The 17,174-nt window shown below is 51.1% G+C and carries 20 protein-coding genes; 1 reads left to right on the forward strand and 19 read right to left on the reverse strand.

Annotated elements, in window-relative coordinates; translation table 11 throughout:
- Positions 1–6: 6 nt before the first annotated feature.
- The 9 genes from traD to HGO23_RS02830 all read right to left on the reverse strand — a co-directional run bounded on the left by traD (position 7) and on the right by HGO23_RS02830 (position 7,138).
- Positions 7–2,070, reverse strand: a complete 2,064-nt coding sequence (traD, locus tag HGO23_RS02790; RefSeq protein ID WP_209027902.1) for a type IV conjugative transfer system coupling protein TraD — start codon at positions 2,068–2,070, stop codon at positions 7–9.
- Positions 2,071–2,078: 8 nt separating this feature from the next.
- Positions 2,079–2,606 carry an integrating conjugative element protein gene (locus HGO23_RS02795; RefSeq protein WP_209027903.1) on the reverse strand — a complete coding sequence of 176 codons (528 nt, stop codon included), beginning with the start codon at positions 2,604–2,606 and terminating at the stop codon, positions 2,079–2,081.
- A complete protein-coding gene (locus HGO23_RS02800) occupies positions 2,582–3,283 on the reverse strand; it encodes a TIGR03759 family integrating conjugative element protein (protein WP_209027904.1) in 702 nt (233 codons plus the stop codon). Before HGO23_RS02800 ends, HGO23_RS02795 begins: the two co-directional genes overlap by 25 nt.
- Positions 3,283–3,828, reverse strand: a complete 546-nt coding sequence (gene pilL2, locus HGO23_RS02805) for a PFGI-1 class ICE element type IV pilus protein PilL2 (protein WP_099137395.1) — start codon at positions 3,826–3,828, stop codon at positions 3,283–3,285. Before pilL2 ends, HGO23_RS02800 begins: the two co-directional genes overlap by 1 nt.
- A gap of 143 nt (positions 3,829–3,971) precedes the next feature.
- Positions 3,972–4,259, reverse strand: a complete 288-nt coding sequence (locus HGO23_RS02810; protein WP_099137394.1) for a helix-turn-helix domain-containing protein — start codon at positions 4,257–4,259, stop codon at positions 3,972–3,974.
- A gap of 428 nt (positions 4,260–4,687) precedes the next feature.
- Complete coding sequence (locus tag HGO23_RS02815) at positions 4,688–5,599, reverse strand: Abi family protein (protein WP_209027905.1); 912 nt, start codon at positions 5,597–5,599, stop codon at positions 4,688–4,690.
- A 257-nt stretch (positions 5,600–5,856) separates the two neighbouring features.
- A complete protein-coding gene (gene ssb / locus HGO23_RS02820) occupies positions 5,857–6,369 on the reverse strand; it encodes a single-stranded DNA-binding protein (protein WP_209027906.1) in 513 nt (170 codons plus the stop codon).
- Between the two features lie 16 nt (positions 6,370–6,385).
- On the reverse strand, positions 6,386–6,595 hold the full coding sequence (locus HGO23_RS02825; protein ID WP_209027907.1) for a hypothetical protein: 210 nt from the start codon (positions 6,593–6,595) through the stop codon (positions 6,386–6,388).
- Between the two features lie 78 nt (positions 6,596–6,673).
- Positions 6,674–7,138, reverse strand: coding sequence for an STY4534 family ICE replication protein (locus HGO23_RS02830; RefSeq protein ID WP_187650411.1), 465 nt, complete (start codon positions 7,136–7,138; stop codon positions 6,674–6,676).
- 31 nt (positions 7,139–7,169) lie between these two features.
- On the opposite strand from HGO23_RS02830, the gene HGO23_RS02835 reads away from it, so the two are divergent.
- Positions 7,170–7,415, forward strand: coding sequence for a hypothetical protein (locus HGO23_RS02835; protein WP_145956665.1), 246 nt, complete (start codon positions 7,170–7,172; stop codon positions 7,413–7,415).
- A gap of 36 nt (positions 7,416–7,451) precedes the next feature.
- Here the strand turns inward: HGO23_RS02835 and HGO23_RS02840 are convergent, their stop codons facing one another.
- The 10 genes from HGO23_RS02840 to HGO23_RS02885 all read right to left on the reverse strand — a co-directional run bounded on the left by HGO23_RS02840 (position 7,452) and on the right by HGO23_RS02885 (position 17,066).
- A complete protein-coding gene (locus HGO23_RS02840; RefSeq protein WP_209027908.1) occupies positions 7,452–9,458 on the reverse strand; it encodes a DNA topoisomerase III in 2,007 nt (668 codons plus the stop codon).
- Between the two features lie 13 nt (positions 9,459–9,471).
- Positions 9,472–10,185 carry a PFL_4669 family integrating conjugative element protein gene (locus HGO23_RS02845; RefSeq protein ID WP_099137388.1) on the reverse strand — a complete coding sequence of 238 codons (714 nt, stop codon included), beginning with the start codon at positions 10,183–10,185 and terminating at the stop codon, positions 9,472–9,474.
- Positions 10,186–10,227: 42 nt separating this feature from the next.
- The gene (locus tag HGO23_RS02850) at positions 10,228–10,587 is read right to left on the reverse strand and encodes a hypothetical protein (protein ID WP_099137387.1); all 360 of its coding nucleotides are present in this window, start codon (positions 10,585–10,587) and stop codon (positions 10,228–10,230) included.
- A complete protein-coding gene (locus HGO23_RS02855; RefSeq protein WP_209027909.1) occupies positions 10,571–11,794 on the reverse strand; it encodes an STY4528 family pathogenicity island replication protein in 1,224 nt (407 codons plus the stop codon). Before HGO23_RS02855 ends, HGO23_RS02850 begins: the two co-directional genes overlap by 17 nt.
- A gap of 108 nt (positions 11,795–11,902) precedes the next feature.
- Positions 11,903–12,157 (reverse strand): ParE family toxin-like protein, encoded by a 255-nt coding sequence (locus HGO23_RS02860; RefSeq protein WP_209027910.1) that lies wholly within the window; start codon positions 12,155–12,157, stop codon positions 11,903–11,905.
- A 35-nt stretch (positions 12,158–12,192) separates the two neighbouring features.
- A complete protein-coding gene (locus tag HGO23_RS02865; RefSeq protein ID WP_209027911.1) occupies positions 12,193–12,768 on the reverse strand; it encodes a DUF2857 domain-containing protein in 576 nt (191 codons plus the stop codon).
- A gap of 74 nt (positions 12,769–12,842) precedes the next feature.
- On the reverse strand, positions 12,843–14,435 hold the full coding sequence (locus HGO23_RS02870) for a ParB family protein (RefSeq protein ID WP_209027912.1): 1,593 nt from the start codon (positions 14,433–14,435) through the stop codon (positions 12,843–12,845).
- Between the two features lie 3 nt (positions 14,436–14,438).
- Positions 14,439–15,803, reverse strand: coding sequence for an SPI-7-type island replicative DNA helicase (gene dnaB-PI, locus HGO23_RS02875; protein ID WP_209027913.1), 1,365 nt, complete (start codon positions 15,801–15,803; stop codon positions 14,439–14,441).
- The gene (locus HGO23_RS02880) at positions 15,787–16,182 is read right to left on the reverse strand and encodes a hypothetical protein (RefSeq protein WP_209027914.1); all 396 of its coding nucleotides are present in this window, start codon (positions 16,180–16,182) and stop codon (positions 15,787–15,789) included. Before HGO23_RS02880 ends, dnaB-PI begins: the two co-directional genes overlap by 17 nt.
- Complete coding sequence (locus tag HGO23_RS02885; RefSeq protein ID WP_209027915.1) at positions 16,179–17,066, reverse strand: ParA family protein; 888 nt, start codon at positions 17,064–17,066, stop codon at positions 16,179–16,181. Before HGO23_RS02885 ends, HGO23_RS02880 begins: the two co-directional genes overlap by 4 nt.
- Between the last annotated feature and the right edge of the window lie 108 nt (positions 17,067–17,174).

A 17,174-nucleotide genomic window follows, 5' to 3' on the forward strand; every position in this document is an offset into this window, starting at 1 on the left:
GTGAAATTACCCTTTCTCTTCCCACCAGTTTTCACTGGTGCGGTAGTGCCGTCGCATATGCTCAGCGATGTTCTGCAAACTCGCCGGCATCAGGGTATCATCGTCATCGCCGGTGGGCAAAGGCATGCGAATTTTCCATAACTGCCCGCCTTCCAACAGGGCAAACGCCTGTCCTTTCGGCAGGTTAATCATCTCAGCCGGCGTCACCAGCGGTGTTTTGACCGTGCCGACCCTGTCCTGTGTCGAAGAAGTAAAATCCTGCCCCTGTTCAACATCGGTAATATCCGAATGCCCTGAGACCAATGTCTTGCTGTAGATTTCCACTTCCGGCAGCTGGCTGGTGAGCAGTTCTGCCGTGCGATTATCCCGCACTCGCAGCATAATCAATGTGTTAAAGTTGCCTATCACCTGCGCCGTTTTGGCCGGGCTGCCGATACGGGCCTCAATATCCGATGAAGTTTGTGTATAGGCGGTAACCTGCATGCCCGCACCGCCGCCTTTGTTGATCAACGGGATAAATTCATCCCCCATCAGCTCATTGAATTCGTCACAATGCAGGTTAATCGCCAGTTTTCCGTCCTGACGCACCGGCAAACCCGCATTCATGCCGTATTTATAAATCTGCCCGGCGACACTGACCAAATCCGCAAACATGCTGTTGCCCACTGCCGAAGCCACATCGCTGTCAGACAGCGCATCCAGCCCGATATAAACAATGCCGTTTTTGCGGATCACCTGTTCCCAGTCGAAGATAGGGCGTAGATCTGCCATATTGAGATAATCCGGCGAGAGCAGTTCTGAGATTTTTCCCGTGGTCAGTTTTTCCAGCAGGGGTAATAAGGAAGCCACAATTTTATCAAAATAGGTGCGGTCATAACGTACAGCAGAGCGTAATCCGTCCAGGATCGGGTCATAGAGTTGTTTACCCACGTCTGAACTCAGCGTGACCTCCATCGCCCAGAGTCTGAGTGCATCCGGCTGCCCCTGCATATTGCGCGGGATATCTTTTTCTTTCAGCTTGCTGAGAGACTGGTTGATTTGTGCCAGCAGGGCGGGTTGCCTGTCTGCCATCACTTTGGTCGCATAGAGTTGATACAGCTCACTGATATTATTGACGTAACGTGTGATAAGCGTGTAATCCGGCCGGTGTCCCAGGGCAACTAAAGCACGGGCGACAATATTGACAAACCGCCAGGCAAATTCACGGAACGCGGCACTGTTGCCCTCACCACTGAGCTGCCCCGCCAGACGGGAAGCCACTTCCGATACCCGGCCAAACCGCCCGACCGCATTATAACGCGCTGAGATTTCCGGCCAGCCCAGATGAAAGAGAGACAGTTCATTGCCCCGACCTGCCCGGTGCGCTTCTGCCCAGATGCGTCTTAACAGATCAGCATCCCCTTTGGGATCAAAGACAATCACCACTTCACCGCGCCGGATATCCTGCGTTATCAGTAACTCAGCCAGCCGGGTTTTCCCTACGCGCGTTGTTCCCATTATCAGCGTATGCCCGACCCGCTCACGCAAATCCATAAACACCTCCGCTTCCTGTGGCTCAATACCGTGGATCATGGGATTGCCGCCAACCGGTGGCAGTGGTCGCACCGGATTGAACGGGGAATCGTTGCGCAACAAATTTGACAATGCCGGCCAACGGTATTCCGTTTGGTGCTCCAGTAAACGGGCAAGCTGATATATCTGAGACGGCTGCACAAATCGCTCAATTTCCGGCCGCCGCGTATCCTGCAAACGCTGGGTATGCTTCTGCTGCCAGCGAAATCCCTTGCCCAGAAACAGGCGCTGATGGCTGACGGGGATCCGTTTTGTGCTCATCTGATAACGCGGCAAGCGACGCAGGTTTCGGCGATAGCGGAGGACCTGAATACCCTGCCACATGCGTATTATCGCTAATACCGCAAAACCGCCTGCCATGACATAACTGACTGAGGGGGCCAGTGCAATTGCCCAGGGTGCCCTGATGCAGACAAACGCGGCAACGGCTGAGACCACCGCAGTATTCAGCTCGACGGCAGGACGTAACAGGGCTTCAACAACATAACGGCGGCCCATGGTGATAACTACTGAGAGAGCGCAGTTTCGGTGATTAACACCGGATAATGTCGCAGTTGCAAACGGCGAGCCAATTCCGAACCGGAAGCAGGCGATAACAAGACATCCGGCGCTAATGCCCGCAGTGACTGTAAGCCTGCCATTTCACTGACATTGACGACCAGTCCAACAGCGTGCAATGTCTTCAGTCGTGTTGTATTCTGGCTTAACCACCGACGTGAATCAGCGTCATCACCAATCAGAAATAACGCGCCAATTCCCGGCAATTGCAGTGAGCGGTTGACCACTTTTCCCGGTGTCAGTTCCGGTGTGTTAACCGGCAGCATGGCCGCTTCACCCGCCACTTCTGGCGAGAAAGGGTGTGGCTGTGCAGAACGATAATTCGGCTGGGCATTAATGCTTTCATAAAAAGGCGAGGCATCTTTACCACCCAAATCGGCAATCACGTTCAGTTCGGCATGGCAGGGAGTCATCCATAACAGACCGATAATGGGAAATACGTTCAGCCGTTTCATGGTAATGACGTGACCTGCCATCCTTGTTCCCCTTGTCGCAATAATACCGGCATCAATCCTTTACCAAACCGGAACCAGTATCCCGCATCATGATTCAGCGTGATGTGTCGGTTACGGACCTGTTCAAGGGGAATGTGATGCGTTTTAGCCCACTGCCGTAAGATGTCATCATTACGTTGACTGTCGACCAGATAGATATCCACCGGCTGCTTTGCCGCCAGGACTTCAGTCAAGCGGGTGTCACATTGCGGGCAATCTTTGGCTCTGACAAACAGAGCCAGCCGACCGTTTGCTTCATGCGATTTTTCCATATTGACCGGCAAAACATCCGGAAACAGCCGCTGCCAGGCAGCATTCACTTCCCGCTGGAAACGCAGCTCTTTATCGGTACGGGCAAACTCCGCCCTGACCCACTGTTCAGCATAACGACGGCGTTCGACATCGCTTTCGGCTTCAATACCTAATGCGGTCAACGGATCAAGCCCCGGCGACCGGATACCCCGTGGCCCGTTCATCAGGTGCTGATAACGCTGGTATTCATCGGCACTTAACTTCCACTGTTCAGCCTGACTTTTCAGGGCGTGCTGCTGGCTTTCTGTCGATTGTGTCTGCTGTGAAACTAACGGTGTCGGTGTGGCTGCCCAGACCGAATTGCTCAGCAGTAACCACATCAATAGACCGGATCGGTGCGATGTCATCAACGCTCTCCTTCCTGCTGGGCTTGTTTAGCCGGAGCCGGGTGCTGATAACCCTGTCGCAAATGGTGACACACCACACGCAGCACCTCATCCACTTCCAGTTGCCAGGCCGGACCTGCCATCACCTGCAACGCAGTGCGTAACCGGACAGGGCCTAACTGAGCGTGCACTGACGGCAGCGGCTGACGATATAAGATGGCATTGGTTTTTTCCGGCGTACATAACGAATAGCCCGATTGACGCAATACGTAACGCATGGCATCAGCAACAGTAGGTTTCTGGGAAGCAGAGATATGGATATCAATCAATTGGGAAAGCGGGTCACGTTGTGCCTCTGTCGGGTCGGTACTCACCAGTAAATAACGCCCGTAGCGGACAATTTCAGGCATTGGCTGATAAATATCCGGTGAAACAGACTGGATGTTTTGTGTCAGCGTGACGGAAGAAAAACTATTTTGGGAAGGCTGAGGTAGCGGTTGTTTTACGGGAGCCGTGCATCCCGTCAGTATGACCGCCATTAAGCCGATTAACGCGTTTATTTTCATGCCAAATAGGTTCCTGCTCAGTCGTAAAATAATCCTGACTATGCAAGGAACCCGGTGATGTATTCAATGAATAACTCAACTGTGTTTGCTGGAAATTAACATGCCGAAAAAGGTATTATCACATTATTGTTTATATCAGCGCGTTATTCAGCCACTGGCTGGCTTTCATCAAACGGCTGACGTATTTTTCGTTCAATAAAATTGCCGTAATCATCGAAATAACGGCTGGGCCAGATTTCAGCGGGTTCCATTCCCAAACGGGTGGCGATGATGAGTTCCCCCTTCGGCCATGAGCGGGATAAGGTATTAGCCAGAGTGGAAGAACTGAGTCCCGATTCGCGGGATAAAGCGGCGAGTGTCGTACCACGTTTGCGTAATGCACAAATAATTTCGGCTGGGTGCCAGTCTTTCTGAGTGTGAATCATCGTCATACCTGCTTCCCCTTCTGTAGATTATTGGTGGTGGTTCAGACAGGGTTTCCAATACCGGAGGTCAATCGATCCGGCGAGACCTGAGTCTCCCCTGCCTGAACCGCCATTGAAAGGGCGACAACAGGCACACTGGTAGAAACTACCTACCAGTGGATTGACCTTTCAGGGTTGGAAATCCCTGACTATCGGATTTTGCCGATAGCGTTTCTACTTTAACGAATTCCGTTATCTAATTCAATAATCGAACGTGTAAGTTCAACAAGTAAAGTAAGTTACCTAAGTTACTTGCATTCCGTTTAACCATTAATTCTGTCTGAAGGGTTTTCTTTTTCACGTAGAGTACTTTTACTCCCACAAACTGCCTTTATTTGATACTGCTAAGCCAGCCACACATGTCAATCTGAATGAAACAACAAAGAATCTGTATTTTACTGCCAGAGTGATGTGTGATCCCAATTATCAATAAATCCCATCGTTTCCCATTTTACACAGCAAGGTTTTTCTTTCATTAGTTCCGTCAATTGTGTTTTTAAACCATTATGATAAGACACCTGAGCTGAAAGATACTTCAAAATAGCTAACCGACTGTAAAGCGTCGTTGGATTAATAATATGTTGTTCTAATTCACGCCCTTTTTTCGGCGGGAATGCCCGGAAGGATCGATTCCAGATACGATTGTGGTGCGCACAAAGATTGCGAATATGGCTTAATGTGTGAAACCACGAAGCCATGACTTCATAACTTTTTACATTAAACTTGTGTGCAATTGTTTTCTGATCAACATGCAATAACGACTTATATATTTTTGACCATGAACCAAAGCTCAATGTTTCTGTGATCATCCAGGAAGGCGGGTATTTTGGAGTGTGATATTTCTTCTTATAATGTTCAATAAATGTTTCTTTGGCCTCATTAATCTGACCAAAAAAGTTTTCATAGTGGTAGTCATTACTCAGAACAGATAAGTTCATGAACCAATGAGCACCATATTTTCCGCACATATGTTCCGACAAACACGTTCGTAATGCTATTTCCACTTTTTGTATTTGCTCAAGGATAATCAGGCGCAATTTACGGTCGAATTCATAAAGCTGAAGAACATCTTCTAACGTAGTTCCTTCAACAAAATGTTTCGGCTCAATCGGTTGTGGTGTACGCTGTTCATCCAGAATATAAAAAGGATAAAAATAACCGCGTAATCTATAATAACCGATAAATGTCAGTGCATGCTCCGCAACCATGTGATCTTTTATTATTAAGCCGCGTTCCCGAAGTTTATTAATAAGAAAAGAAATATCTTCTGGACGCTTTTGATAAATCTTCTTTTGCGTTGTCGTCATAAATGTCACAGAAAGTAAAATTCAGGTAAAAAAAAACCTGCCAATTTGCGCATTCCCTGATTCAGGGACTCAGCGTGGCAGGTGTACTTGCGATTAATTATACGTATCTAAGTCAACATTTTTTAGCAAAAAGTGCTATTTATATACAATAACCATTTCATATCATTAAGATAGATAACATTTTCGCGTTACACGTTAAAACAGTACCCAGCTCTGTTTTAATTTAACAGGCACTATGTTTATGATAAAAATACCACTCAAAACGGGATATCCGAATCCCAATCATCGTTCTCTTCTTCCGGTAAAACAAAAGGTTGTGCTGCTTGCGTTTTTTTTCTCTCCTTACTGGTGGGTTTAGAAGGCGGTTGCTGCTGTGCGGGCTGATGCCCAGCCTGTTGTACCGTCGTATTCTTTGTATAGCCACGGCTGCCCAGCATCTGCATCGTGCCATTCACACTCACCACCACTTCTGTTGAATAGCGATCCTGCCCCTGTTGGTCCTGCCACTTACGCGTTTGCAACTGACCTTCAATGTAAACCTGGGCGCCTTTTTGCAGGTATTCCTCGGAAATTTCTGCTAACTTGCCAAAGATCACCACCCGGTGCCATTCGGTTTTCTCCCGAGTTTCGCCGGTTTGTTTATCCCGCCAACTGTCTGACGTTGCCAGTGACAGCGTTGTCACCGTGCCACCCGTTGGCAGGTAACGGATTTCCGGATCTTGCCCCAGATGCCCCAGTAAAATGACCTTGTTTACTCCACGTGAAGACATACCCATTTCCTCTCTGTTACGATGACTGACGTTGTGTCCATTGCCCCTGCTTCAGGGCAAACTCCGCCTGTTCTCGGCTGGCAAAATATTCTATAGACTCACGGGAGCAGGGCACGCCGCCCTCTATTGTACCGATATAAAAGCCTGCACGGGTTTGCAACACCGTTAACGGTAATTGCTTATGACAATATTGCAGTGCCAGAATTCCAATGGGGGTGATACTCATATCTGTACCCTATTGTATTTGTTAGAAAAGAGACTGCCCTGAAAACATTCAGGGCAAGTCAGTGGAGTAGAATGAATATCAGAATGAATTTTCTGCATATTCAGTTTGCGCAACACCGTTTTGTGGCGGCGTCGAATCGGATTGTTCGGCCTGATAGACCTTGTCCTGACCGATTTTAATCCAGTCCACCTTAATCAAACGGGCTTTCAGGCTGACGCGCTGTTCACCGGCATGATCCCCGCGTTTCAGGGTAAAAATATCGGTGGACGGGTTGCTTAAGGTGAAGCCCAGCAACACTTTTTTGTCCTCATCTACCGATTTCTGGCAACGGGCAATCAGACTGGTCGCCTCCTTGCCGACCACAGTAATATCAAAACGCACATAGACCGGATTATCACTCGGGCCATTTAACGCATTGATCACGCAGCTCAGGAACGTACCATTGGCAGTGCTGACATGGCGGATATTATTCAAATAGCCGAGTCCCTTAATATTCAGATTGAAATAGTCATTTTTGGTTAACGAAGTTGTGTTCTCAGACATACGATTTTCTCCATGGAGGTAACAATAAGGAATGACGGAGAAAACCCTACTCCCTGACGGGAATGGTTTTTCCCGCCGGGCGTCAGACATATACGTTGCTGACGTTCTGATAAAGAATAATGAACCTTCATTGCCGTTGGATCGGCAATATCTGCTTTCAAAGGTGAGCAGATGTACCGCAGTCACGCGCTCCCTTTCAGGCTACGGGAGTTTTACAGCCACCCAAAGGCGATCGTTGCAGGCTCACCGATCATTTAAGAAACAGGTTGATTCTTAAAGCATCCTGTCTGAACGTCAATCAACAATCAGATCTTCAAACTTTCTGATTTGCCCGCCTGACCTTGCGCGATTGTGTTACCGCTTTGTCATTCAGCATCCCTTTACAGCCCGGGTAGTTCACACAGCCCCAGAATAGCGAAGTTTTTCCCTGCCGCTGCCGCATCCGGCCGCCACAGTTCGGGCAGTCCGGAGTTTTCGGTAACGTCAGGTGTAACGGTTGGGTCTTTCCGCGTTCGACTAAATGCAAAATCCATTGCATTTGTTTCTGCATAAAAACATCCAGCGATGTTTTGCCCTGCGCAATATCCTCCAGCAACTGCTCCCATAACGTAGTCATGCCCGGACTGGTCAATACTTCCGGTAACCCGGCAATCAGTTCCCGTGCCAGTGGCGTTGACTGAATCGCTTTCTTTTTCCGCTCAATCAGCTGGCGTTTAAACAAGGTGTCCAGAATGCCGGCACGGGTCGCTTCCGTACCCAACCCGGCACTTTCTCGCAAGACTTGTTTCAGTTGTGGATCACTGACCAGACTGGCGGCATTTTTCATCGCGGCAATCAGCGTACCTTCAGTAAACGGTGTCGGCGGTTTGGTGTGGAGTGACTGAATTTTTGCCTCAATAATCTGACAGAAATCGCCCTGATTAAGGGTCGGTAACGGTAAATCAGCTTCCTGCTCTTCTTCCTTCTCATGCTCTCCCGTTCCATCTGCAAACAGCGCTTTCCAGCCCGTAACCACATTAACCCGACCTTTTACCCGGAATAACTGCCCGCCGATCTCCAGTGTTACCTCAGTCACATCGGTTTCCTGAGCAGGCAGAAACTGCGCCAGATAGTACTGACGGATAAGCTGATAAACCTTTAGCTCATCGGTCGTTAAGCGGCTGATATCAAAAGCATGACGCGTGGGAATAATGGCATGGTGGGCCGTAATTTTTTTGTCATTCCAGATGCGGGAAACACGTTGTTTATCCAACTGGCCAATAATGGTATCCATAGCCGGGTCGGTTCGCGCCAGTGCTGTCAGCACGGCAGGAATATCTGCCTGCATGGACACAGGCAGATAGCCGCAATCCGTGCGCGGGTAAGTCGTGGCTTTATGGGTTTCATACAGAGACTGGGCAATCGCCAGCACCTGGCTCGCCCCCATGCCCCACAAACGGGAAGCAGCCTGCTGGAGTGTGCCTAAATCAAAACACAGCGGGGGCGGGGTTTTCTCCCGTTTTTTGCTGGCTTCCATCACGGTGGCGTGTGTTGCCTGCTGACAACGTTGCTGCACGCCCTGCGCCACAGCCTCCCGGATACAGCGGTTCTCATCATCACAATCATTTTCTGAAGGCAACCATTTAGCCTGAAAGCGGACAGTGCCTTTTTCCAGCTTCGCCAGAACCTGCCAGTACGGTTTTGGCACAAACTGACTGATGGCCTTATCCCGGTTCACCACCAGTGCCAGTGTCGGAGTCTGCACCCGCCCGATGGACAACACCTCACCAAAGCCCAGTGCCTGTGCTTTCAGAGTATACAGGCGGGTCAGGTTGATGCCCGTCAGCCAGTCGGCCCGTGCCCGCCCCAGTCCGGCCTGATAGAGTGCTGCCGTCTGCTCACCCGGCAAGATTGCCGCCAGCGCCTGCCGGATGCTGGTTTCATCCAGGGCCGACAGCCACAGCCGCCTGACCGTGCCGGTGAAACGGCAATATTCCAGCAGCTCACGGGCAATCACTTCGCCTTCACGGTCGGCATCGGTGGCAATAATCACCTCATCCACCTGTTTCAATAACTGCTGGATAACGGCAAATTGGTCAGCGGTCTCTTTTTTTACCGACCATTGCCATTGAGCGGGCAGCACCGGCAATACATCCATGCGCCACGGCGGAGCAAACTGCTCGCCATAGTGTTCGGGCGCGGCTATCTCCAGTAAATGCCCGATGGCCCAGGTGACAATGATACGGGCACTGAAGAGAAATCCCTGCCCGCGCTGTCTTACCCCCAGGACTTTGGCAATGTCTTTGGCCTGAGAGGGCTTTTCACACAGATAAAGCTGCATCGCATCCCCTCCATTAATTTGGTTCAACCGAACGTAAAGGTGAAGAGAAAACCGAACGCAACTTGCCTGACAAAATATCGGGATGGGGTTCACCCAGCAGTTTAATCGCCTCAAGCCCGGCCGGCGTTTTTTCCGCAATATCATGCCGGGTGACCGCCAGTGAACGGTAGGAACGTACCATGCCGTAAATCTGACGAATGGCACGGCTGCCATTGTGCAGAAAGGCATCACGCTCTGCCCGTGAAATCAGCCCATAATGGAAAACCTGAAACGTTTTCATCGCCAGCTGGTCATAGCCAACCAGCAGCCAGACACAGCGATAGCCCAACGGGGAGTGGCTGTAGACGCCGATATTCAGCGGTTCTACAGAGGATACTGAGGACAAGGTGATCTGCTGCGGTACCGCATTCAGGATATCCTGCAACGTGGCAAGACTCTGCTGGAGATTGGCGGAAGCTGTGTCCAGCGCGTGTTCCAGTTTCACCAGCCAGGCATCGGCATACGGGTTATCCGCTGCCGAATCCACGCTGATATTACCGGCACGCTTAATCACCTGTGGCATCCCGAGAATGCCTGAAAATTTTCGTGGATTACTGATCTCTTCCCGTCTGCGCCCTGCCCACAGCCGGATCGCATAGTGAGTATGCAGTTCAATCGTTAATGAGGAGGTTAAAACCCCAGCGCGTAAACGCGGCTGAGATGCGGTTTTTTCTTCTGCATCAGACATGCACAAAAACTCCTGTTTGGCCTTGATAAGTCAGTCAAACTATTAAGGCAAAGGAGGCGGTGACTCAATGGATAACCAGTTATGGAAAAAAGAAAAATGATGGGTTTTGTTCATTGTCAGAAGTGATGATTTTTTAGTCTTGTGTGCCACGGGCACACCCGTATGGTTTTTAATCACCATTGACTCAGACAACACCGCAGGGTTTTCCATCTTCATTGCGCGGGCCAAAACAGTCTGTTTTTTAATCTTGTGTGCCACGGGCACACCCGTATAGTTTTTAATCACCATTGACTCAGACAACACCGCAGAGTTTTTCGTCTTCATTGCGCGGGCCAAAACAGTCTGTTTTTTAGCCTTGTGTGCCACGGGCACAGTCGTCTGCTTTTCAATCAATATTATCATGACGGTATTTCGCCATTGTCAGTCGCTGACGAATATCTTTCACCACACTGCGCACATGGGCTTGTGAGGAAGGTGAAGCAGGCCGCTCAACAGGTTGAGTAAATTCAACCGATGTCTTCGCAGGGGCAGGCGTGGTAGCCGCAGTTTCAGCCTGCCCGTATAATTTTCCGTCCCGTGCCCGTTTCATCATCGTCAGCAGCCAGCCGACCGGATTGCCGATTTTGCCAGCCCGTAACGCCTTGTCCAGACAGCTCAGTACGGTCTGCGCCTGTTCAGCGGGCAGTGCCTGCAACTGGCTGGTCAGCATCGTCACATCATCCGGCTCCAGTTGTCGGCACAGCCCTTCCGGCAGAAAAAACGCGGATTGCGGATCCACGTATGTTTTTTTATTCACACGCTGTGTGAAAGAACGTACATAACAGTTCGGTTTAGTGGAACCCCGATAAGACGTTGATTTCAGACTGAGTTCGGCATCCGAATTCAGTGTATTCTGCCCCTTTGGAAGACTGGGTTCGGTTTCCGAACCCGGCTTAATTTCCCTGAGTTCGGTTTGCTGTTTGCCTGGTTGAGGCGACTGACGCATCACCCTTTGCTGCGGTGTCTGCACCGCATTCAGCCTCTCTTCCAGCAAATGAATATGACTGTGGCGATGGCGCATCAGCGGGTCTTCTTTGATATCAGTCAGCACATCCCGGGCTGTCTGGCTGATAGTCCGGTTTTTACTGCGACACGCTTCCGCCACGGTATCCAGCCAGTGCGGATCGAGCATTTCGGCATCACGGCAGGTCAGCGGCTCATCGTGTTGCGCATAGATATTACCCCGCACCCGCCCGTGCTCATCCCGGATACGTTTGCATAAACTCAGCCAGCCGGTTATTCGCAGCATCAGTAATACCCGGCTGACCGTTTCCCGGGATGCCTTGCCTTTGTAGGGGGATGCCAGCAACACCTGCAATTCGTCATAGCTGGGAAACACCGCGCCTTCATTATTCAACGCATACAGACGGATCATCATCCAGCCGGTTTTATCCAGCGGCGACAGACGATCATCCAGTAACAGGCGGCGGGGATAGGCATCCTGAATATTGCCCATAAACAACAGACCACTGCGAAGCTGTGAAACGTCATCGTCTGAATGTTGTTCCAGACGTATTTTCATCCTGGCAATTGTGTGTGCAATTATACTGTCTGCTGACAGGTTTATCATGAGCCCGTATCTCCGGCTTTTGCCTTTCCATTTAATCGGTAAAAATAATGTCAGGGCTGCATCCTGTTGCCTTGAACAGGATGCAGAATGACACCACTTCAGGACTGACTATTTACGAATTTCATTGTTGTAACGTTCATGGAGCATCAGCTCCCACGATTGGCCGTCATCCCGGCTTAACAACCGCCAGAACAACCCCACATTGATTTTCAGATACCCGTTGCCTTTTTCTTTCAGCCGGACGTAATTGCGCTCGCCCCGCTGGTAACACCGCACCTGATGTTGCGCCTTGCGACGCAGTGACAGCGGTGTCGTTGCGGGGACATGCAGGCCGGGCATCATTTCCGTTAATTTTCCTGACATCGTTTCCTTTTCTGTTTATTTTTCACTGAGTGCTTTCAGGCCTGTTTTTTGATCGATTCAGACGCTTCGCTGTGCGGCCAGTCTTTCACCGCATGCCAGACGGCCGTCAGCGAGAGTTGATGATGCGCGGCCATCTCCAGCATCATATCCAGCCCTTCGGCGCTGTCCGCATCGACAATCGCCGCAGCCTGCCAGCGTTGCCACAACTCACGATTCTCCTCTTCCGTCAGGGGCGAGTTGCGTCCCGGTTTTACGGTCACCCCGGAAATACGCCGGCGGGCGGCGATTTCCAGACTGGACAAGCCGAAAAAATAGCGCATCAGTTCAATCGAGCCGCCTAATTCCAGTGCCCGGTCAATACGTTGTAACCGCTGCTGCTCAATCCGCGCCTGATGTAAAATGCGCACCAGATTACTGTGATGGATCTGGATGGTCAGCACCGACACCGGGCTGTTGCCCAGATAGTGCAGATCTTCAATCGTCAGATTCTGCAATATCAGCATTTCACCGGGTGCTAATCCCAGCGCCTCACAACGGCGGATATAGCCGTTCTTCAAATCCATCACCAACTGCAACAGCAGGCTGTTGGTGGCTTGCGATAAATGATGCATACATTTCCTCCAATATCAGGTCAGTCAAAACAAATTGAACAACGCATTGGAAACAGGCACGCGCTCCGGTCTGGTTACCCCGTTATAGCCTCCGGCGCTATCTGGCGCTGAAGTTCACGCAAACGGCGGAGCACCCGGATAAGGCGCAGGAACTTCACCGTCTGGGTATCATCCAGTAACGGCATATCCTCCCGTCCTGCGGTGCCGAGCAGAACAGCGGTCAGCGTTAATGCCGGGGCGTCAGTGGTGTTTTCTCCGGTCAGGCTGAACAATAAACGCGAAAAAGCCCGGGCTTCCTGCACATTCACCAGACAAAAACCGGCAGCGCTTTCCTCTGAAGCAGGTAACAAATCACTGTCACAGCCCATCACTTCCGCCAGTTCAAAGGCCAGCCGGAACGCCATATTTTGCAGATGCTCGATATCGTCCTGCATCGGGGAAATGTCCCAGACCGAACTGACCGGCTCCAGCCCGGTTTGGGCAAAGTGCAGGCATTCAGCCTCCGCAGCAGGCTGGGACGATTCAGACGGGTTATCCTCGCTATCCGGCGGGTAAGGCGGAAGCACCGGATTTTTTCGGGAAGCAGGGGCGGGTGCCTGTGCCTTATTGGTCGACGCATTTTCCGTATTAGATGACGGCTCCCTGTCAGTGTCAGGTTGAGCCATTATTCGCGGGTTCGATTCCGGGTTTTGCACCCGACCCCGGCTGACATTATCCGGCTCAGTGGCTTCCGGCACCGACACGGTGTCAGAGGCGATGGCCTGCCCGCCAAAGAGCTGTCGGCGGTTGCTTTCTTTCGGATCCAGTTCCAGTATCCAGCGGTCATAATTGAGTTGCGGGTGTGGCAGGGCCTGCAATAAATCGCCAATCAGTTCATCGAGGAACATTGCCGGCGACCAGTCTTCCAATGCATCAAACTTGCGACAACAGTTCCCAAAAACCTCACCAAAGGTCAGCGTGGGTTCCGGGTTTATACTGAAAACATGTTGTTGCCAGACCGCCTCGGCATCCTGTCGTAAGGCCAGTAACACCCGGATTTGCGGCACATTCAATCCCGAATTCAGCAGATTCGGTATCCACGGGTACAGGTGCTGCACGGTATCTTCCATCCGGCTGATGTAGCTGATACTGATGGGGAATCCGGCTTCACCCAACAGCGCAGACAACTCACGCAGAGTGATTTTCTGCTGTTTCTGCGCCTCATACAGGGTCCGGGCCTTGCAGACACCTAACGCTTTTTCAATAAAACTGAGATCGCCCCGCAGTTCATTTTCAGCTAAGTGCCCGATGACACACTGCAACCGTCCCGGCCACGGTTTAAACAGGCAATGCACCCGGTAAAACCGCTCATCACCGGTTTCCTGCCACAACTCGGACAAAATCTGATAGCGCGTATTACCGCCATCACTGAAGATATAAACCTCGTCACCGTCCGGATCACGGGTGACTTTCGGCACGGTATCCAGCCCACGGGCTTTGATTGACGCTTTGATATCGTCATAACGCGGATTGCGGCTGGTCCGGGGGTTATCCGGATTGGGGCGAAGTTGATCCAGCGTTAACACCATTGGCATTTCTGCCATTGGCGGGCTGTCATTGAGCGTGGCGACAGCCTGCCGCCCCTGTTGTAACAAGGCGCTGCCTAAATTCAGTGTATTGCGTCCCATCCTTTACCTCCCGCTGCCATCGAAATCCGAAAAACGGGTATATTGCGCCTCAAACCGCACACGTACCGTGCCTGTCGGCCCCTGACGCTGCTTGCCGATAATGATTTCGGCAACACCGATATCTGGGGTATCCTCGTGATAGACCTCATCGCGGTAAAGGTGTAGGATCAAATCGGCATCCTGCTCCAGTGAGCCGGAATCACGCAGATCCCCATTGTTAGGGCGTTTATCCGGACGATTTTCCACCTGTCGGTTAAGCTGGGACAGCGCCAGCACCGGGCAGTCCAGCTCCTTACCTAACGCTTTCAGGCTGCGGGAGATATCGGCAATTTCCTGTGTGCGGTTTTCCTGTCCGGGCGCGCACATCAGCTGGAGGTAATCCACCATGATCAGGGCGGGTTTACCGTATTTGCGGGTGTAACGACGGGCACGGGCGCGCAAGAGTGCCGGTGTCTGGAGGCTGCAATCATCGATAATCAGCCGCTGATCCCACTGGCTGAACTGTTCCAGACTCTGGCTGATACGTCCCCACTGTTCATCATCCAGCAGACCGCTGCGCAGGGCACTTAATGCTACTCTGCCTTCCATCGCCGACAAACGTAGCATCAGTTGGGCGATCGGCATTTCCAGACTGAAAATCTGCACCACCGCATCCTCACGGCTTTGTAATGCACCGAGACAAAACGCCAGTGCCAGTGCTGTTTTGCCCATTGAAGGGCGGGCAGCCAGCAGAATGAGGTCGCCAGCCTGTAAGCCACAGGTCATGTCATCCAGCGCCTGAAAACCTGTCGGTGTACCGGTGATCCCGTTGCTGCCCTGTATGCGCTCCAGATGAGAAATCAGGGCATCAGCGCCTTGCAGCAGGGTCACGGCCTGGTGCTGCCGGGCTGCACCTTTTTCCGCCAGATTAAACAGTTGATTTTCTGCCTGCTCAATCAGGGTTTCTGACCGGATATTGGGCTGAAAGACTTCCGCGCTGAGGGATTTACCCAGTGCCAGTAACTGACGTAACCGGCTTTTTTCTGCCACAATGCGGGCATATTCCTCAATATTGGCGGCACTGGGCGTGTTTTTGCAAATTTCCGCAACATAGGCAAAACCGCCGGCGCTGTCTATTTGTCCCCACTGTGTCAGCCTGTCGGTCAGGGTTATCAGGTCAAACGGACAGTTTTTTTCGCTCAGTTCAGCAATGGCCTGATAGATTATTCGGTGCGCCGGGAAGAAAAAATCGTCGGCAACCAGCAGCTGAACAACGCTATCCCAGCGATCATTGTCCAGTACCAGCCCGCCAATCACCCCCACCTCGGCATAAGCATAGCTGGGTTCCGCTTCACTGATGGCCTGTAAAGCCTCATGATCCAGATTCATTGGTCACCTCCCTGTTGACGGCATTCAATGCCCTCACTAAACGCTGTTGCAAATGCGGAGAAGAAACCCAGAACAACACTTCTTTTGCGGTCAAATACTGTGGTTTGCCCTTTTCCCAGCCGCACTCCAGCAGGGCCAAATCATCCGGTGTGCCAGGCATCAATGACAGTTCACGCAATTCATCTTCATGACGGGGACTGAAATGCTCGACGTTCTTAGGCGACACTTCCCAGATAATGGGTAATAATGTCTGGTATTTCGCCAGTGCCGCTTTACGATCAGGCGCATCGACAAACACAAACCATTCATCCTGTGTATCCGTAAAGGGTAATTCCGCATTGTCATAACAAAAACAAACGGCTCGCCAGATAATATTCATTGCCCGTTCCTCGTCGGTTGGTTGACCAGCACGGCATCAAATTTCGCTTGCCATTCAGGGAACAATTCACAGGCAAGACAGTGCATGGTTTGCGCCGCCGCCGGGCTTTTACGGGGGGTTTTGTATTCCAGACGATGAACAGGCTGAGCACGAACATGCCCCAGTTTGTAGATATCCAGCAGATCAATGCGGGTGCTCAGCAACTGATAAACCTTTCTGCCACCCAACGCTGACGTGTCGTAGCGTTGCTGTTCGATAATATCGGTCAACTCATTAAGTGTATCTCTGTCCAGATTGGTGCCTTCAATGCCATTGGCCAGTATCTGGATCAGCGGCAGCTGAATACCGTAATTCTCAAAGGATTGCAGTCGGATCAGCATCCGCAACGTGCCGCGCAGAAACTCACGGACATCCGGCAGGATAGGTTTAATGATCCCCAGCACAAACTGAGTTGCAGTCAGTACTACCAGTTCCGTCATCACGCCGGTCGCGCCCTTGGAGTCGATGAGAATGACGTCATACTGATGAAACAGGGGATGTTGCAGAATATTACGCAGACGCAAGCGACCATCCGGGGCATGCAACATCGCGGTTGGCAACAATTCATCGGGATCGTTGGACACAAGGATATCAAGATGTCGGATCGTCGAACGGGAAATGATCGTGTCGGCCTGACTCAGATCCACCGTCTGCATCAACAATTCATACAACCCGGCGGGCGCTTCATAAACCAGATTAAAAATACTGCTGGCCGTGGGTTGGGAATAATCGGCGTCAATCAGGAGCGTTTGCAGACCGGCATCAGCAAAAAAGCCGGCCAGATTTGCCGCATGGGTGGATTTACCTTCGCCACCTTTGGGGGAAATTATCGGAAGAATTATCATGTTGTACACTCAGTAATTTGAGCATACAAACTAAGTACAAAATCAAATGGTTACATTTTATTAACTTAGCAGGGGATTGAAAATCCCCGTGTCGGTGGTTCGATTCCG

Origin of the sequence: Xenorhabdus budapestensis (assembly GCF_017743015.1) — a bacterium.
In the GTDB taxonomy this organism is placed as follows: Bacteria; Pseudomonadota; Gammaproteobacteria; order Enterobacterales; family Enterobacteriaceae; genus Xenorhabdus; species Xenorhabdus budapestensis.